General features: G+C 69.3%; 13 protein-coding genes. 9 read left to right on the top strand and 4 right to left on the bottom strand.

Going from position 1 to position 16,830, the window contains the following annotated elements; all coding sequences use genetic code 11:
* Positions 1-31 precede the first annotated feature (31 nt).
* Complete coding sequence (gene rpoN, locus AC3WR5_RS16130; RefSeq protein WP_492485720.1) at positions 32-1,543, bottom strand: RNA polymerase factor sigma-54; 1,512 nt, start codon at positions 1,541-1,543, stop codon at positions 32-34.
* A gap of 280 nt (positions 1,544-1,823) precedes the next feature.
* On the opposite strand from rpoN, the gene AC3WR5_RS16125 reads away from it, so the two are divergent.
* Together AC3WR5_RS16125 and AC3WR5_RS16120 are read left to right on the top strand one after the other, a co-directional pair.
* On the top strand, positions 1,824-3,164 hold the full coding sequence (locus AC3WR5_RS16125; protein WP_492485719.1) for a cation:proton antiporter domain-containing protein: 1,341 nt from the start codon (positions 1,824-1,826) through the stop codon (positions 3,162-3,164).
* 90 nt (positions 3,165-3,254) lie between these two features.
* Entirely contained in the window at positions 3,255-4,394 is a 1,140-nt protein-coding gene (locus tag AC3WR5_RS16120) for a LacI family DNA-binding transcriptional regulator (protein WP_492485718.1), read from the top strand.
* Here the strand turns inward: AC3WR5_RS16120 and AC3WR5_RS16115 are convergent.
* Complete coding sequence (locus AC3WR5_RS16115) at positions 4,378-5,964, bottom strand: tryptophan halogenase family protein (RefSeq protein ID WP_492485717.1); 1,587 nt, start codon at positions 5,962-5,964, stop codon at positions 4,378-4,380. The genes AC3WR5_RS16120 and AC3WR5_RS16115 overlap by 17 nt on opposite strands.
* 311 nt (positions 5,965-6,275) lie before the next feature.
* On the opposite strand from AC3WR5_RS16115, the gene AC3WR5_RS16110 reads away from it, so the two are divergent.
* The 7 genes from AC3WR5_RS16110 (at position 6,276) to AC3WR5_RS16080 (ending at position 13,760) form a co-directional block, all read left to right on the top strand.
* Complete coding sequence (locus AC3WR5_RS16110; RefSeq protein WP_492485716.1) at positions 6,276-8,702, top strand: TonB-dependent receptor; 2,427 nt, start codon at positions 6,276-6,278, stop codon at positions 8,700-8,702.
* Entirely contained in the window at positions 8,702-10,024 is a 1,323-nt protein-coding gene (locus AC3WR5_RS16105) for a GH1 family beta-glucosidase (RefSeq protein WP_492485715.1), read from the top strand. The genes AC3WR5_RS16110 and AC3WR5_RS16105 overlap by 1 nt, the downstream gene beginning before the upstream one ends.
* Positions 10,021-10,626: a hypothetical protein gene (locus AC3WR5_RS16100; RefSeq protein WP_492485714.1), complete on the top strand. Its 606-nt coding sequence runs from the start codon at positions 10,021-10,023 to the stop codon at positions 10,624-10,626. The genes AC3WR5_RS16105 and AC3WR5_RS16100 overlap by 4 nt, the downstream gene beginning before the upstream one ends.
* An 81-nt stretch (positions 10,627-10,707) precedes the next feature.
* Positions 10,708-12,297 (top strand): flavin monoamine oxidase family protein, encoded by a 1,590-nt coding sequence (locus AC3WR5_RS16095; protein ID WP_492485901.1) that lies wholly within the window; start codon positions 10,708-10,710, stop codon positions 12,295-12,297.
* The gene (locus AC3WR5_RS16090) at positions 12,297-12,698 is read left to right on the top strand and encodes a c-type cytochrome (RefSeq protein ID WP_492485713.1); all 402 of its coding nucleotides are present in this window, start codon (positions 12,297-12,299) and stop codon (positions 12,696-12,698) included. Before AC3WR5_RS16095 ends, AC3WR5_RS16090 begins: the two co-directional genes overlap by 1 nt.
* Positions 12,699-12,717: 19 nt before the next feature.
* Positions 12,718-13,209, top strand: coding sequence for a RidA family protein (locus AC3WR5_RS16085; RefSeq protein WP_141291427.1), 492 nt, complete (start codon positions 12,718-12,720; stop codon positions 13,207-13,209).
* 77 nt (positions 13,210-13,286) lie between these two features.
* Positions 13,287-13,760 (top strand): META domain-containing protein, encoded by a 474-nt coding sequence (locus AC3WR5_RS16080; RefSeq protein WP_492485712.1) that lies wholly within the window; start codon positions 13,287-13,289, stop codon positions 13,758-13,760.
* A gap of 91 nt (positions 13,761-13,851) precedes the next feature.
* Here AC3WR5_RS16080 and AC3WR5_RS16075 read toward each other — a convergent pair whose 3' ends face one another.
* Both AC3WR5_RS16075 and AC3WR5_RS16070 read right to left on the bottom strand, forming a co-directional pair.
* The gene (locus tag AC3WR5_RS16075; protein ID WP_492485711.1) at positions 13,852-15,234 is read right to left on the bottom strand and encodes an MATE family efflux transporter; all 1,383 of its coding nucleotides are present in this window, start codon (positions 15,232-15,234) and stop codon (positions 13,852-13,854) included.
* A gap of 186 nt (positions 15,235-15,420) precedes the next feature.
* A complete protein-coding gene (locus AC3WR5_RS16070; protein ID WP_492485710.1) occupies positions 15,421-16,626 on the bottom strand; it encodes a hypothetical protein in 1,206 nt (401 codons plus the stop codon).
* Between the last annotated feature and the right edge of the window lie 204 nt (positions 16,627-16,830).

Genomic DNA, 16,830 nt, shown 5'->3' with positions numbered 1-16,830 from the left:
GCATGGGCAGGTGCCATGCCCACGCGCCTGCTCAGGCTGGCGTGCGGCGGTTGGCCGGTGCCAGGTGCATGAGCTGGCGGTACTTGGTGACCGTGCGGCGCGCCACGTCCAGGCCCTGGCTGGCGAGCTGGCGGGCAATCTCGGCGTCCGACAGCGGGGCCTGCGGTTGCTCGTGCTCGATCATCTGCTTGACCAGGTCGCGGATCGCGGTCGGCGAGCAGGCGCTGCCGTTGCGGCTGACCATCGCGCGCGAGAAGAAATGCTTGAGCTCCAGCACACCGCCGGGCGTGGCCATGTACTTGTTGTTGGTCACGCGCGAGACGGTGGATTCGTGCATGCCCAGTTCGTCGGCAATTTCGCGCAGCCCCAGCGGCTTCATGGCCATCGGGCCGTAGTCGAAGAACTGGCGCTGGCGGTCGACGATGGCCTGGGCCACGCGCGCAATGGTGGCAAAACGCTGGGCGACATTGCGCATCAACCAGCGCGCTTCCTGCAGGTGAGAGCTCAGCTCCGCATGCGGGCTGGGCTGGCGGCCCAGCATGTCGGCGTAGGTGTGGTTGAGCCGCACGCGCGGCACGATGGACGGGTTCAGCGTGGCGGTCCAGCGGCCGCGCAGCTTGCGCACCACCACGTCCGGCGTCACGTACTGGATGCGGCTGCCGCCGACACGCCAGCCCGGCCGCGGGTCCAGCCGGCGCAGCCGCGCGCAGGCGGCTTCCACGTCGTTCTGCGTGGCGCCCAGGCGGCGCGCCATGCCGGCCAGGTCACGCTTGGCCAGGCCTTCCAGTTCTTCGCAGACGATGCGCGTGGCCAGTGCCTGCAACTCGGCTCCGACGATGGAGGGCAGCTGCAGCAGCAGGCATTCCTGCACCGTGCGCGCACCGATGCCCAGCGGCTCCAGCGACTGCACATGGCGCAGCGCGATGCGCCACTCCACGTCCTGCACCGGCGGCTCGTCGCTGAGCGGCGGCAGCAGGTCGTCCATGGGCTGGCGCAGGTAGCCGTCTTCGTCCAGCGAGTCGATCAAGGTGCGGGCCAGCAGCAGGTCGCGCTCGGACAGCCGCATGCATCCCAGCTGCCGGTGCAGGTGCTCGGCCAGCGTGGTGGCCTCGGGCACGAAGTCCAGTGCGCTGGCCTCTCCCCCTTCGGCGTTGCGCTGGCGCGCCTCGGGCAGGTCGTTCCAGTCACCGGGCTCGGGCGCGTCGGAGGCGTTTTCCAGCGGCGGCGTGTCCAGCCCGCTGGCGCCCTCGGGCAGCGGCTCGCCCGCCTGGCTGTCGTCGCTGTCCAGCGCCTGGGTGTGGGCTGCCGCGTCGTCGCCGCCGTCGTGGTGGTCGCGCACGGTGGCGGCCACGCCGTCCGACCGGTCTGCCGCCGCCGCATCCCCTGCTTCATCGGTGTCGAGGAAGGGGTTGCGGTCCAGCAGTTCGGAGACCTCGTGATTGAAGTCCAGTGACGACAGCTGCAGCAGGCGCACGGCTTGCTGCAAACGGGGCGACAAGGTCTGTTTCTGGCGAAGTTCGCCGCGCAGCGTCAGGGTGTTCATGACAAGCGCTTGCGCAATGTCCATGCCTGGCCGGGCGGGCGCGGAGCTGTTGTCTTTTCCGGTGAACTGCCGCCTATCTTGTCGCAACTTTCGCCACCAGGTCGTACCTGGCGGTGCCGGGCGATGCTGGCCTGTCAAAACTACACATGCCGGCCGGCGGCTTTGCGGCAAGCAATCCCGGCGCTGTCGGAGGCGGCTGACGGCGGCGCACGGATCCCGTCCGATGCCGCCCTCGCGCCCGCCGCGATGCGCGGCATGGGGCTTGCCTGTCCTGCGCTGCATGGACATGTCGCTGTTGTGCGCGAGCTTCTTGCTGGTCGGGGCCGTGCTGGTGGCCATGGCCTTGGCCGAGCCGTGGGTGAGGCGGCTGCCGCTGTCGCCGGCGCTGATCTATCTCATCGTCGGCTGGGTGATGGCGACCGTGGCGGTGCCGCCGCTGCCCGGGCTGGACCTGGCGCACAAACATGCCGGGCTGGTGCGGGTGCTGAGCGAGCTGGCGGTGCTGCTGTCCTTGTTTGCCATCGGGCTGAAGATCCGCATTCCGGCGAACTGGCAGGCCTGGCGTGCCCCCGTGCTGCTGGCCACTTCCGGCGTGGTCTGGACCTGGCTGCTGGGCGGCGCGCTGGCCTGGCTGCTGTTGCCGCTGAGTTTGCCGATGGCCTTGCTGCTGGCGGCCATCCTGGCGCCGACCGACCCGGTGCTGGCCTCGGACGTGCAGGTGCATGACGCCAGCGACCGCGATGCGCTGCGCATGTCGCTGACGGTCGAGGGTGCGCTGAACGACGGCACCGCGGCGCCGCTGGTGCTGCTGTCGCTGGGCTTCCTCGGCCTGCACGAACTGGGCGACCACGCCTTGCGCTGGGCGCTGGTGGACACGGCCTGGTCCTTGTGCGGCGGCGTGGCGCTGGGGGCGGCCTGCGGGCGCGGCATCGGCCACCTGATGCTGCGCCGCGTGCGCTCGGGTTCGTCGACCGAATGGGACGAGCTGCTGTACCTGGGCACCATCGGGCTGACCTCGGGCCTGGCCCAGTGGCTGGAGGTTTCGGGTTTCCTGGCGGTGTTTGCCGCGGGTGCGACGCTGCTGCGCCACCACCCGGCCGCATCGCCCGCGCCCGAGGCCGAGCCGCTGGGCCATCAGCTGCGGGCCTTCGGTGCGCGCTGCGAGCGGCTGGTCGAGGTGCTGATGGTGTTGCTGATCGGTGCGGCGATGACGCGGGTGCAGTGGAGCCTGGGGGTGCTGCTGTTCGCGCTGGCGATGCTGGTCGTCGTGCGGCCGGTGAGCGTCGTGCTGGGGCTGCTGCCGCGGCCCTTGCCGCGCGGCCAGCGCGGGCTGGTGGCCTGGTTCGGCATTCGCGGCGTCGGCTCGCTGCTGTACCTGGCGATGGCGCTGCAGATGGGCGTGAAGGGCGAGGCCGCCGAGCGGCTGGTGTCGGCCACGCTGGCCTGCATTGCGCTGTCCATCGGCGTGCACGGCGTCTCGGCCACGCCGCTGATGGGCAGTTACCAGCGCCGCCGCGAGCAATGGGACCGGCGGCGTGACCGGCGATTGCAGATGGGCCGCGCGGTGCCCGCCAGTCCGCTGGACGTCGAGGAAGATCCAGGCCGCCTACCGCCGCGCTGAGCTGTTCCGCGCCGCGCAACAGCCGGCCACCCCCGGCCACCCCCGGGCTCGCGCTGTGGCACAGTGAATGCGTCCCTTCCATTCCAAGGCATGCCTTCCGTGAACAAGCGCAGCACCGCGACCGCCACCATCCATGACGTGGCCCGCCTGGCCCAGGTTTCGATCAAGACGGTTTCGCGCGTGGTCAACCAGGAGCCTGGGGTGCGGGAAGACACCCGCGAGGCGGTGCAGCGGGCCGTGGCCGAGCTCAACTACCGGCCCAAGCAGTCGGCCCGCAGCCTGGCCGGTGCCCGCTCCTTCCTGATCGGGCTGCTTTACTACGATCCGAGCGCGGCCTTCGTCGGCGGGGTGCAGCAGGGCGCCACGCTGCGTTGCCGCGAGGCCGGCTATCACCTGGTGGTGGAGTCCCTGCATGACGACGCGCCGGACTTGGCAGAGCAGGTGGATCGCATGGTCTGGGCCTTGCGGCCCGACGGCATGATCCTGACGCCGCCGCTGTGCGACAACCCGCAGGTGCTGGCAGCGCTGCGCGACAGCGCCACGCCCTGCGTGCTGATCTCCCCCGCCCGCGACCTGCCGGACATGCCCAGCGTGCGCATGGACGACACCCGTGCGGCCGAGGAGATCACCAACCTGTTGATCAGCCTGGGCCATCGCCGCATTGCCTTCATCCAGGGGCCGAAGAACCAGGCCGCGTCCGGCCTGCGTTACCAGGGCTACCTGCGGGCGATGAAGGCCCACCGCCTGGCCGTGGACCCCGAGATGGTCTACCGCGGCGACTTCTGCTTCGACTCGGGCGTTGACGCAGCGCACCACCTGCTCAGTCGCAGGCAGCGGCCGACCGCCGTCTTTGCCGGCAACGACGACATGGCGCTGGGCGTGCTGGCGGCCGCCCAGCGCCTGGGGCAGATCGTGCCGGACGATCTGTCCATCGCCGGGTTCGACGACTCCGCCGCAGCCAGCCTGGTCTGGCCGCCGCTGACCACCGTGCGGCAGCCGATGAACGAGATGGCGCACGAGGCGGTGCAGATGCTCACCGTGTCGCGCCACGACGATGGCGAGACCGGTCCGCCGCACCGGGTCCTGCCCTATGAACTGGTGGTGCGCGACTCGACCAGCGCCCCTGGCGGCAAGGCGGAGCTTGGGCTTGCGCCGCAAGCCGCGCCACGGCCAGCGGCGAGGGCCGCTTCGAAGGCTGGCACCAAGGCAGTGGTCAAGCGCGCACGTTGACAGGCTCGCGCTCGGCGGCACGCCCGCACAGCGCCGTCACCAGGGCCCGGTGGTCTGGCAGGTCGGCCACCGCATGTGGTGCCAGCGAGCGCAACTGGCGCATCTCGGCCAAGGCCGCCGCGAGCGGCTGGCCCGCTTGCCAGGCCGCGTGGCGCTCGGTCTCGAAGCCCATGCCGTAGAGCACGTACTGCCAGCTGGACGGCGGGTACATCTCCACGTCGGTGATGAAGTCCAGCCGGTGCGGCGGGCGGCAGCGCCACATGGCCAGTTGTTCGCGCAGGTGCGGGCTGAAGCTGGCGGGGTCGCGGTTGTCGCGCCAGAAGGCGCTGTCCTCGCGCTGGCTCAGGCCGTAGTGCAGCTTGATGAAGTCCACGATGCGCTCGTAGCGCTGGCGCATGAACTGGTTGAAATGCCGCGCCACCGGAGCCATCTGCCCGTCGTACGGGAACAGGTGGGCGATCAGGTAGGCGGCCGTCTCGATCAGGCCGATGCCCGAGGCCTCCAGCGGCTCCAGGAAGCCGCTTGACAGGCCCACGGCCACGCAGTTGTGCTGCCACTGCAGTTCACGGTAGCCCAGCGGCAGCTGCAGCGAGCGCACCGGCAGTCCGTCCGCCGTGGGGCCGGCATAGGCGCGCAGCACCCGCTCGGCCTGCGTGGCGTCGGTGTGGCGGCTGGAGAAGACATGGCCGATGCCGCGGCGCTCCTGCAGGCCGATGTCCCAGATCCAGCCGGCTTCCTGCGCCGCGGAGATGGTGCAGGAGGCAATCGGAACGTCGGCGGCGGGGTAGGGCAATTGCAGCGCCAGCGCGCTGTCGACGAACAGCTGGTCGCTCACCGACTTCAGCGGCACGCCCAGGCTGCGGCCGATCAGCTCGGCGCGCAGGCCGCTGCAGTCGATGTACAGGTCTGCCTCCAGCTGCTGGCCGCAGCGGGTGTGAACGGCGGCAATGCCGCCATCTGCGCGCAGCGCCACACGTTCCACCTGGGCGAGCTGGTGCTGCACGCCCAGCTCGCGGGCGCGGCGGCCCAGCAGGCCGGCGAGTTTGCCGGCATCGAAGTGGTAGGCGTAGTTCATCGCGCCGCTGAAGTCGCCGTCGCCCGGCCGCTTGGGCCCGCGCCGCGCGGCCACCACCGCGGCCTGCAGCGTCACCGCGTCGGCCAGGGCCACGCCGGGCGCCGCGCCCGCCACCCATGCGGGCACCAGCTCGGGCGCACCCGGGCGCTGGCTGGGCGTGCTGAAAGGATGGAAGTAGGAGCGAGGCTGCGTCGTCGCGGTCCCCGGCGCGTGCTGCCAGTCGTCAAAGCGGATGCCTTGCTTGAAGGTGGCGCCGCATTCGCGGATGAAGCGGGCCTCGTCGATGCCGATGGCCGCAAGCGTGCCGCGCATCGAAGGGAAGCTGCCTTCCCCGACGCCAATGATCGGGATGTCGCTGGCCTCGACCAGGCGGATGCGGATGCCCCCCGGCTGGTCGCTGCACAGGTGGCGGGCCAGGTAGCAGGCGGTGAGCCAGCCGGCCGTTCCGCCGCCGAGGATGAGGACGTTCCGGACCGGTGGTGTCTGTGTGGACATGGCAGCTTCCATGACGAGGTGGGTGGCGCGTGTGCGCGCCGGGAGACACCGCGGCGTGCCCCTCTGGCGCGGCCGTCCAGCGAGCCGAGGGTTCTCACTGAGTGTCTGGAAAACATCATAGAACGATCTTTGACACCGCTGTCATTTGTACCGTTGACAGCGCTGTCATCGCGTCGTTAGGATCCGGCCCATCGGCACTTCGAGGCACAGCCCTCGAAGGCCGGGAGCTGCTGGCTCGAACAACGAGCCAGTCCGCAGGAGAGCATGCGCAGCCTTCGCTGACGCGGCCCGTGCCCATGACAGGAGACAAGATGACCCATGTTGCCCAGCCAGCGCGCCTGGCCTTGAAGACCCCCATCGTCCTGGCGGTGCTGAGCCTGTTGGCCGGCACCGCCCACGCGCAGGCCGCCGATCCCGCTGCACCCAAGCCGGCCCCGGAAGCCGAGACCAGCGTGAACGCGCTGTCCCAGGTGGTGATCACCGCCACCAAGCGCAGCACGCCGCTGCAGCGCACGCCGGTGGCCGTCACGGCCATCAACTCGGCACAGCTGGACGACAACCATGTCCAGACCATTGCCGACATGGTCAACCTGGTGCCGAGCTTCCAGGCCACCACCCAGGGCGACCACGGGGTCATCACGATGACGCTGCGCGGCATTGGCAATGACAGTGCCAAGACCGAGTACGCCGACCCTGAGGTGGCGATGTTCGTCAACGGCATCTATGCGCCCCGTGCCGAAGGCGCTGCGGCGCTGATGTTCGACCTGGAGTCGGTGGAAGTCCTGCGGGGGCCGCAGGGCACGCTGTGGGGCCGCAACTCGACGGTGGGCGCCGTCAACATGCAGACGGCCAAGCCGGTGCTGGGCAAGCTGATGGGCAGCGTGGAGGGCGGGCTGGGCAACTATGGCCGCATTGGCGTGCGCGGTGCGATGAACTTGCCGCTGAGCGACGACATGGCCTTGCGCGTGGCGCTGGTGCACGAGCAGCACGACGGCTTTGTGGCTTACCAGCGTGCGCCGCAGCTTTCGCTGGCCAGCCAGCAGGCCGCTGCGGCGCCGGTGATCGACGCATGGAACACCGCCCATCCGGCCAACCCGATCGCCTTCCAGCCGTTGAACCCGAACATCTTCGTGCAGGGCGGCCCTCGCTACAGCGCACAGGACCAGACGGCCGGCCGCCTGAGCCTGCTGTGGAAGCCCAGCGAGGCCATGAGCATCGACCTGTCCTACGAGAAATTCCTGGACCGCGGCACGCCCAGCATGAACCTGATGCAGACCCCGCGCGAGGGCGAGAGCTTCTGGTCTGCGCTGATCGACACCGCGCCGGCCATGCACCGTGACAGCAACACCTTCCGCAGCCGCATCGACTACGCGCTGAGCCCCGACCTGGCCCTGGCCTACATCGGTGGCTGGTCGCGCTTCACCGGCTCGGCGGACTACGACCAGGATGGCGGCGCCAAGGTGCCCACCAGCTTCACCACCGGCGCCACCTACCAGCAGAACCGCACCAACTGGTCCAGGTACACCAATCACAGCCACGAGCTGGAGCTGCTGTCCACCGGCAAGCACGAGATCGACTGGATCCTGGGCCTTTACTACGCGGCCGAGGACAACGGCATCCGCTTCGACATTCCCATCATGAACGGCACCCAGCAGGGCACGGTGGGCTGGCAGGGCTCGTTCATCCAGCCCAAGGAAACCGTCAACTCGCAGGCGGTGTTCGGCCAGGCCACCTGGAACCTCAGCGAGGCGCTGCACCTCACCGGCGGCGCCCGCTACACCCACGACGACCGCAAGAACATAGGCGGCACCAACAACGGCTGGACCGGCGACGCCACGGTGCCACAGGTACCTCTGGATGCGGGCAGCGATCCGCTGGCGGCGGGCTCCGGTTTCTCCAGCTACCAGAAGAACGATGGGCACTACAAGGGCGACAAGGCCACCTACCTGGGTCGCCTGAGCTACCAGGTCGACAAGGACACCTTGTTCTACGGCAGCGTGTCCACCGGCTACAAGTCCGGCGGCCTGCAGGACGGAGGCCGCCCATATGGCATGGAGACCCTGACCAACTACGAGGTCGGCAGCAAGATGACGCTGGCGGGCGGCTCGGTAAGGTTCAACAACGCGATCTACTACGAGAACTTCAAGGACTTCCAGTTCAGCGCGCCGGTCACCAACCCGGACGGCAGCCACTCGCTGGCCACCTCGAACGCCGAGGGCGCCAAGGTCTACGGCGTCGAATCCGAACTGGCCGCCAAGCTGACCGAGGCCGACCGGGTGCAGCTCTCGCTTGCCTACGCGCACACCCGGCTGGGCAAGCTGCTGGCGGGCAGCAACGACTACGCCTTGCCGGCCTGCCCGGATCCGCTGATCAGCAACTGCCTGGACGTCACCGGGCACGAGCTGCCGCACGCCCCGCGCTTCTCCGCTCAGGTGCAATACCAGCACACCTTCGGCTTTGACAACGGCGGCACCTTGACACCGCGCATCGCGCTGCACTACGAGACCGCCAGCTGGCTGAGCGTCTTCAACCTCGGCGACGGGGACAAGCAGAAGGCCTACACCCGGACCGATGTGGGGCTGCGCTACAGCGCGGCCAAGGGCTGGTGGACGGACCTGTGGGTGCGCAACATCGAGAACGCCAAGGTCAAGACGAATGCGCAGAACGCCTTTGGCGCGTGGCAGTCGCAGTACCTGCCGCCGCTGACCCTGGGCGTGAACGCCGGCATCGAGTTCTGATGACCCTCGCTGACAAGTTCCCCTCGGATTTCCTCTGGGGTTCGGCGACCAGTGCCGCCCAGATCGAGGGGGCCGCCCGGGAGGACGGCCGTGGCCCTTCGATCTGGGACCGCTTCTGCGCCCAGCCCGGCCGCATCAAGGATGCGTCCACCCCCGAGGTCGCCTGCGACCATTACCACCGCTATGCCATGGATGTCGGCCTGATGCGCTGGCTGGGCCTGGGCGCGTACCGCTTTTCGCTGTCCTGGTCCCGCCTGCAGCCGCAGGGGCGCGGTGCCTGGAACGAGGCCGGGTTCGACTTCTATGACCGCCTGCTCGACGAGTTGCTGGCCGCCGGCATCCAGCCGCTTGCAACGCTTTATCACTGGGACCTGCCAGCGGCGCTGGAGGACAGCATCGGCGGTTGGCTGAGCCGAGACATCGCGCCGCTGTTTGCAGACTATGCGGCCGAGGTGGCGCGCCGCTTCGGTGACCGCCTGCACTCCATCGCCACCCTCAACGAGCCCTGGTGCGTGGCCACGCTGGGCTACGAGACGGCGCAGTTCGCGCCCGGCCACACCAGCCGTGCCGAGGCCGCGCAGGTCTCGCACCATCTGCTGCTGGCCCATGGCCAGGCCATCCAGGCCATGCGGGCGGTCTGCCGCACGCCGCTGGGCATCGTGCTCAATCACACGCCGTCCTTTGCGGCGGCGCCCAACGAGGCGGACCGCATCGCCACCCGCATCGATGACGGCCTGAACGTGCGCTGGTACATGGACCCGGTGTTCCGCGGCACCTACCCAGCCGATGTGCTGGCGTACCTGGGCGCGGATGCGCCGCGCGTCCAGCCTGGCGACATGGCCACGATCCAGCAGCCGCTGGACTTCCTGGGGCTGAACTTCTACACCCGCAGCATCATCAGTGCGAGCCCGCCGGCACCGCCCGCGCCCGGCCTGCAAGGCTTCACCGACATGGGCTGGGAGGTGGTGCCGGAGGTGCTCACGCAGCACCTGGTGCGGCTGACCCGCGAATACGCGCCGCCGCCGATCTTCATCACCGAAAACGGCATGGCCAATGCGGACGAACTCCGCGAAGGTCGCGTGGCCGACACGCCCCGCATCGCCTACCTGCAGAGCCACCTGCAGGCCCTGGCCAGGGCGATGCAGCTCGGGGTGGACGTGCGCGGCTACTTCTACTGGAGCCTGCTGGACAACTTCGAGTGGAACTCGGGCTACGCCAAGCGTTTCGGCCTGTTCCATGTGGACTACGCCACCCAGCAACGCACTGCCAAGGACAGCGCCCATTGGTACCGGCAGTTCATTGCAGCGCAGGCGGGGCCATGAAGCTGGGCAAGGTGCTCGCCGCCGCGCCGGCTGCGGTGGTGGACCGCAGCGCCATGCGCAATCCCATGCGCAATCGTTACCTGGCGGAGTTCCTGGGCGCGCCGCGCCTGGTCTATTTGCCTGTGCGTGCCTCGCGCACGGCGGATGGGCGCCTGCTGCTGCAGGCTGGCGAAGCGGGGCAGGCGGTCTGGCCCGAGCCCTTGCCTGTCCTGCCCGCCGAAGCCGTCATCGCGCTGGGCCTGCGGCCCGCCAGGCTGCAGGTGCTGAGGGAGGCCACCGAACGGCGCGCCGCAGGCCTGGTGCTGCAAGCCCGGGTGCTGCAGATGGTGCAGCTCGGTGGCCGAAGCCTGGTCCAGCTGCTGCTGCCTGGCCATGTCGAGGCCTTGAGCCTGGAGCTGGGCGAGTGTCAGCAAGGGCTGCCGCTGGCGGGGGATCACGTCGACCTGGGTGTTGGCGAGGCCGGCCTGTATGGCCACGACGGCCAGTTGCTGGCCGGCTTTGCAGCGACCGAAAAGGGCGGGCGCCAGGCCTGGTTGCCGTCGGGCCGGACCCGCCTGGTGAGCCGCCGACCCGAGCGGGTGCCGGACATGAAATGGCCTTGAAGCCGGGCTGAAACAAGGTACGCTGGCGGCGACTTTTTCCTTGCCGCCGCCTTGTCCCATCCTGCTTCTCCCCCACCCGGCATGCCGGGCACCGCCGCCGCACCGACTCGCCGCGACTGGCTGGGCCTGATCGCCCGGGCCGCCGGCAGCGGTGCGATGCTGCAGGCCATGAGCGGCCTGGCCCAGGCCCAACCTTCGGGCTACGCCGGCCCGCCGAAACTGCAGGGCGCGCCACGCGGCGCCAGGGTGCTGGTGCTGGGCGCCGGCATGGCCGGGCTGGTCTCTGCGCTGGAGCTGCGTGCCGCCGGCTACCAGGTGCAGGTGCTGGAGTACCAGCAGCGCGCCGGTGGCCGGGCCTGGACGCTGCGCGGCGGCGACCGCTACACCGAGCTGGGCGGCGCCACGCAGCACTGCCAGTTCGACCCGGGCCTGTACTTCAATCCCGGCCCCTGGCGCATTCCGCACCACCACCATGGCGTGCTGGACTACGCCAAGCGCTTCCAGGTGCCGCTGGAGCCGTTTGTGCAGGTCAACCACAACGCCTACCTGCACAGCCCCGACGCGTTTGGCGGCAGGCCGCAGCGCTTTCGCGAGGTGCAGGCGGATTTCAACGGCCAGATCGCCGAGCTGCTGGCCCGGCTGGCTCCGGCTGCGAAGCTGGACGCCGCGGTCAGCAAGGACGACCTGGACCAGCTGCGCGAGGCCTTGCGGGGCTGGGGCGCACTGGACAAGGACTTTCGCTACACGGCGGGCTTCCACAGCGCCGACCGGCGCGGCTGGCAGGTGCCGCCGGCCGGCGGGTTGATGCCGGCGCCGGTGCCTTCGCAGCCTGTGGCGCTGAGTGACCTGCTCAAGAGCGGGCTGTGGCGCGGGCTGGCCGATGGCCATGGCTACGAGTACCAGACGACGATGTTCCAGCCGGTCGGCGGCATGGACCGCATTGCGCAGGCGATCTACCGCGAGGTGGCGCCGCTGGTCACGCTGGGTGCCAAGGTCACCGGCATTGCGCAGGACGGGCGTGGCGTGACGGTGCGCTATTTGCGCGACGGTGCGAGCGAGCAGGTCGCGCAGGCCGACTGGTGCGTCTGCACGCTGCCGCTGTCGGTGCTGGGACAGTTGGCGCTGCAGGTGCAGCCGGCGCTGCAGGCCGCCATCGAGGCGGTGCCGTATGCAGCGGCTGTGAAGGTGGGGCTGCAGTTCCGCCGCCGCTTCTGGGAGGAAGACGAGCGCATCTTCGGCGGCAACACCCGCACCGACCTGCCGATCACGCAGATCGGCTACCCGTCGACCGACTTCAACCGCGGCGGCAAGGGCGTGCTGCTGGGCGCCTACGTGTGGGGCCCCAACGCCTTCGAGTTGAGCGGCATGGCGCCGGACCAGCGCGTGCGCATTGCGATGGAACAAGGTGCCCGCATCCACCCGCAGTACCCGGCCGAGTTCGAGAACGGGATGTCGGTCGCCTGGCACCGCATGCCGGCCACGCTGGGTTGTTTTGCCGAGTGGCGCGACGAGCTGCGCGCGGCGCACTACGCGAACCTGTGCGCCGTCGACGGCCGGGTTGTGCTGGCCGGCGAACACGCTTCGCTGCTGCCGGCTTGGCAGGAGGGCGCGGTGCTGTCGGCGCTGGACGCGGTGGGCCGGCTGCATGCCAAGGCGGTGGCCACACCATGATGAACAAGCTCGTTTTTGCGCTGCTGCTCGCGGCGTCCTCGCTGGCCAGGGCCGATTCGGTCGACCCGCTGCTGTCGCAGGGCTGGACCTTCCAGCAGCGCGATGGCGCGGCGCTCTACCGCGCCGCCTGCCAGGGCTGCCACATGGACCAGGGGCAGGGCGCACAAGGCGCGGGTGCCTACCCGGCGCTGCGCGGCAACGTGCGCGCCGGCATGGCCGAATACGTGATCCACAACGTGCTGCACGGCCGCAGGGCGATGCCGCCCGTCGGCGAGTTCATGGAAGACGTGCAGGTCGCGGCGGTCGTCAACTTCGTGCGCCAGCAGTTCGGGCCAAGGCCTGCGGCTGGCGAGCCCTTGCCGCTGCCTGTCACGGCCGCGGACGTGAAGCGCCAGCGCTGAATTCGAATTGGAGAACCTCATGCCCAAAGCCCCCCTCTTCGCCGTCGCCGCATTGCTGCTGGCGGGCGCCACGCAGGCCGCCGAAGTCATCCGCTACAAGATCCCGAACTCCGACTTTCCGATTGCCCGCGCGGTCGAAGTGCCGGCCGGCGTGACGATGGTTCACCTCAGCGGCGCCGGCCCGACGGTGGCCGATCCGGCCGCAGCGCCCAACAGCGTGGCCTCGTTTGGCAATACCCGCGTGCAGACCGTCAGCACGCTGAAAGCCATCGAGGCCACGCTGGCTGCGCTGAAGCTGGGCATGAAGGACGTGGTGCGCATGCAGGTGTTCCTGGTCGGCGACCCGGCGCTGAATGGCGCGATGGATTTCGACGGTTTCATGGACGGCTACCGCCAGTTTTTCGGCAGTGCAGCCCAGCCCAACCTGCCGGTGCGCTCGACGGTCAAGGTCGCCGGGCTGGTGAACCCGGGCTGGCTGGTGGAGATCGAGGTCAGCGCGGCCAGGCCCTGACAACGCCAGGGGATGAGAAAATGGTGCTGCAGCCTGCATCTTCTTGTGAGCGCTGACACATCGGAAAGAGGTTGATCATGAAGCGATGGATGGCCGGGTGGGGCCTGACCGCCGCGCTGTGCACCGGGGCCGGTGCCGGTTTGCTGGGGGGCTGCGGCAGCGCGCCGACGGCCAGTGGCGCCAAGCCGCCCGTCTCGACGCCAAGCGCATTGCACGAGCTGGTCGGCAGTCGCTGGATCGCGATCAGCCTGGACAGCAGTGCCACGCCTGGCGGCGGCCTGCCGTCGCTGCAGTTCATCAGCGCCACGCAGGTCAGCGGCTCGGGCGGCTGCAACGGCTTTGGCGGCAAGCTGCAGATCGAAGGCGAGCAACTGCGCTTCGGCCCGTTGGCCGCCACCCGCAAGCTCTGCATGGGCACGCCGGTGATGGAAAACGAAGACCAGTTCCTGCGCCTGCTGGAGCAGACCCGTTCGGGTGTGCTCGAAGGGGACGTGCTGGTGCTGCGCGGTGAGTTGGGCGCGGCTCTGCTCCGCCTGCGACGCGCCGCTTGAGCTGAGGCGCCCGGTCCCGCGAGTACGCGAGACCACCCGCCAAGCGGGTTGCGCAGCCGCTTGGGGCGGCCCGGCGCCGGCTGCTGGCTCGCTAGGCTGCGGCCAGGTTGACGTCGCCATCATGGCGATCCCGGCGCAACGCGCGATGCGTCGCGCGGGCGTGGGGCACCCAGGCTTGCTTGGCCCAGCGGCGCCACATCAGCAGGCCGCGTATCCATTCGTCGCAGGCATAGGCCAGCCACAGGCCCGGCAGGCCCAGGCCGAGGTGCACGCCCAGCAGCCAGCTGCCGCCGGCCAGCACCAGTACCAATGAACCGGTGCCGGCGATCACCGGGTAGCGGGCGTCGCCGGCGGCGCGCAGCGCGTTGATGACCACCAGGTTGAAGGTGCGGCCGGGTTCGACCAGCACCGTGAGCCACAGCAGCAAGGCGCCGTTGCGCAGGATCTCCGCATCTTCGGTGAACAGGCCCAGCAGTTGGCGGCCGGCCAGTGCGGCCAGCAAGGCCAGGCACAGGCTGACGACAATGCCCCGGCCCAGCGCCTTGCGCACCAGTTGGTGGGCCTCGTGCAGCTGGCCGGCGCCAATCAGGTGCCCGACCACGATCTCGACCGCGAGGCCGGTGGCTGCGCCAAACAGCAGCAGCCAGTACATGACCTGCATCACGTAGGCATGGGTGGCCAGCGCCTGCGCGCCCATGTGGCCGGCCGCGGCCACGCTGGCCATGAAGCACAGCCGCCAGCTCAGGTTCTCGGCGGCGCCGGGCAGTCCGATGCGCAGGATCGCGGCCAGCTGGCGGCGCGGCGGGTGCCACCAGTCGCGCCGGGTGGGCACCAGGCCCAGGCGCACTTTCCACAGCAGCAGGTGCAGCGCCACACCCAGCAAGCGCGCGCCCAGCATGGCCAGTGCGTAGCCGGGCAGGCCCAGCGCCGGCACCGGGCCCCAGCCGCGCATCAGTGGCACGGCCAGCAGCAGGTGCACCAGGTGCATCGTGATGATGACGAACAGCGCCTCGCGGGCGTGCAGGTGCGAGCGCATCACGCTGGCCATCGAGGCATTCCAGGCGTCCAGCAGGATGCAGGGTGCCAGCGTCATCAGGAAGGGCACGGCGACGACCAGCACCTCGGCCGGGGCATTCACCAGACCCAGCATGCCGCGCGCGCCGACCAGCGCCATCACGGCCGCTGCGGCGCCGATCCAGGTGGCGGCACCCAGCGCGGCACGCGCCACGGCGTCGGCCTGGTCACGGCGCTGGCTGCCCAGGCATTGCGTGAGCACCACGCTGATGCCCGCGCCAATGACGCGGAACAGCATGAACAGCGTGGCGAACACATGGTTGGCCAGCGCAAAGCCGGCGCCTGCTTCGTCGGACAGCCGGGCAGCCAGCGCGGTGCCGATCAGGCTCACGGCCATGCCGAGACCGAGTTCGAGGAACAGCGGCCAGACGAGTTTCAGCAAACGGGGAGGGTGGGGCATGACGTCCGCCAGTCTGGCCCGGCCCGCATCCCTTCAATGCCCTGAAAAGCGGGTGTGTACCCAAAAAGAAACCGCGGACAGTCCATCGACCTGGCGACGCGCTGTCTCAAGGAAACGCCGGGTCGCCCCAAGTTTCCCTGACCCCCTCGGGGGGCGGACGACGCTGGCGTCGGCCCGGGGGCGCTCTCACAATCCAGTGGTGGCGCGGAACAGGCCTTCGGAGCAGGCGGCGCAGGTGGGCTGCTCGCCGGTCGGGTCCATCGCCGGGTTGAACTTGTTGTAGAAGACCACCACGCCGTTCTGGGTGGTGATGAAGACTTCAGGGTCGATGCGCTCGTGGCCATCGGCGTCGTCGCTGACCTTCCACAGCTTGGTGGCGGCAGTGGGCGAGACCGCGGCGATGTAGATGGCCGTCGGGTAGGTGTAGGGCTCGCTCTTGACCGCCAGCACCACGTAGGACTTGCCCAGGTAGACGAAGGGCTCGGGCGAGGCCACGGTGCTGCCGGCAGGCAGCATGATGCTGTTGATGACCGCCCACTTGCCCGAGCCGTCACCCTTGTAGAAGCGCAGCTCGTTTTCGTTGACGGTGCTCAGCAGCACCAGCTTGTTGTTGTATTCGGGCGCGCGCCACATCCAGGGCACCGTGCGCACGTCCTTGGCGCCGTCGTCGCTGGTGATCTGGGTCAGCTTGCCGGTGTCGAGCTGTTCCATGAACACCTGATTGGTGCCGTTGACGTCCTGCGAATAGACCAGGCCGTTGTTGCCCTTGGTGAAGCGCACCGAAACCGGCTTGGGCGTGCGCGCCATGCCCAGCACTGGCGCTTCCGACGCGACGTCGTACAGGTAGCGCCAGTAGTGGTTGTTCTTCGCATCGACATAGCTGATGCGCGGTTGCGTGTCGCCAGTGTCATCGCTGGCATACGGCGCGTTGCGGCCCGCATTGGGCCCCAGCATGATGGGTGCGCCCCAGGTCGTGCCGTCGGCACTGCCTTCGACCAGGGCCAGCCGGGCGGCCGAGGGCTTGGCCGGATCGGCCACGAACTTGGTGTAGACGACGTGGTCGCCAGTGGAGGTCGACACCCACTCCGGCCCGTTGGTCGTGATGCTCATCTCCTGCGGCGTGATGGCATCGGTGTCCAGCAGCTTGTAGGTCGGCTTCAGGATGTTGCCGGTCGCAGGGTCCAGCGTGCCGACCCACAGCTGGCCGTTCTTGTCGCACCAGGTGAACATGCTGCGCGAGGGGCTGAACTCGAGGTCCAGCAGGTCCTTGCGCGGCGCGGCCTGGGTTTCATTGGGCGCGAAGTCAGGTTTTAGCGCTTGGGCATGGGCCGCAAGCGGCGCGAGCAGGGTCATGCCGGCCAGCGTCAATGCAGTCAGTGGGCGTGTACTCACAAATTACCTCTGGAGACGAAACAGACAAAACAACGCCTGGACCTGCGCTGCCACGGGCCGCATTGTGAATGCAGCGCATGACAGGTCACCAGATGTAACGTGCACTTTGATGCGCTTGCTGCGCCTTGAAGTGCGGGCCCCAACGTTCGCTGAGCGAAGCATGAAGCTTGCCAGCAGGGTCTGTTCCGGGAAGCACTTTGCAAT

It is taken from the genome of Ideonella sp. FW305-24, assembly GCF_058788035.1.
The sequence above is the reverse complement of the archived record's forward strand: the minus strand, read 5'-3'. Positions and strand labels throughout refer to the sequence as shown.

Excerpts from the sequence above, each read along its gene's own strand:
- AC3WR5_RS16105 (WP_492485715.1), top strand. The coding sequence starts at position 8,702 with ATGACCCTCGCTGACAAGTTCCCCTCGGATTTCCTCTGGGGTTCGGCG.
- AC3WR5_RS16080 (WP_492485712.1), top strand. The coding sequence starts at position 13,287 with ATGAAGCGATGGATGGCCGGGTGGGGCCTGACCGCCGCGCTGTGCACC.
- AC3WR5_RS16085 (WP_141291427.1), top strand. The coding sequence starts at position 12,718 with ATGCCCAAAGCCCCCCTCTTCGCCGTCGCCGCATTGCTGCTGGCGGGC.
- AC3WR5_RS16095 (WP_492485901.1), top strand. The coding sequence starts at position 10,708 with ATGCCGGGCACCGCCGCCGCACCGACTCGCCGCGACTGGCTGGGCCTG.
- AC3WR5_RS16075 (WP_492485711.1), bottom strand. The coding sequence starts at position 15,234 with ATGCCCCACCCTCCCCGTTTGCTGAAACTCGTCTGGCCGCTGTTCCTC.
- AC3WR5_RS16120 (WP_492485718.1), top strand. The coding sequence starts at position 3,255 with ATGCCTTCCGTGAACAAGCGCAGCACCGCGACCGCCACCATCCATGAC.
- rpoN (WP_492485720.1), bottom strand. The coding sequence starts at position 1,543 with ATGAACACCCTGACGCTGCGCGGCGAACTTCGCCAGAAACAGACCTTG.
- AC3WR5_RS16110 (WP_492485716.1), top strand. The coding sequence starts at position 6,276 with ATGACCCATGTTGCCCAGCCAGCGCGCCTGGCCTTGAAGACCCCCATC.
- AC3WR5_RS16090 (WP_492485713.1), top strand. The coding sequence starts at position 12,297 with ATGAACAAGCTCGTTTTTGCGCTGCTGCTCGCGGCGTCCTCGCTGGCC.
- AC3WR5_RS16115 (WP_492485717.1), bottom strand. The coding sequence starts at position 5,964 with ATGTCCACACAGACACCACCGGTCCGGAACGTCCTCATCCTCGGCGGC.
- AC3WR5_RS16100 (WP_492485714.1), top strand. The coding sequence starts at position 10,021 with ATGAAGCTGGGCAAGGTGCTCGCCGCCGCGCCGGCTGCGGTGGTGGAC.
- AC3WR5_RS16125 (WP_492485719.1), top strand. The coding sequence starts at position 1,824 with ATGGACATGTCGCTGTTGTGCGCGAGCTTCTTGCTGGTCGGGGCCGTG.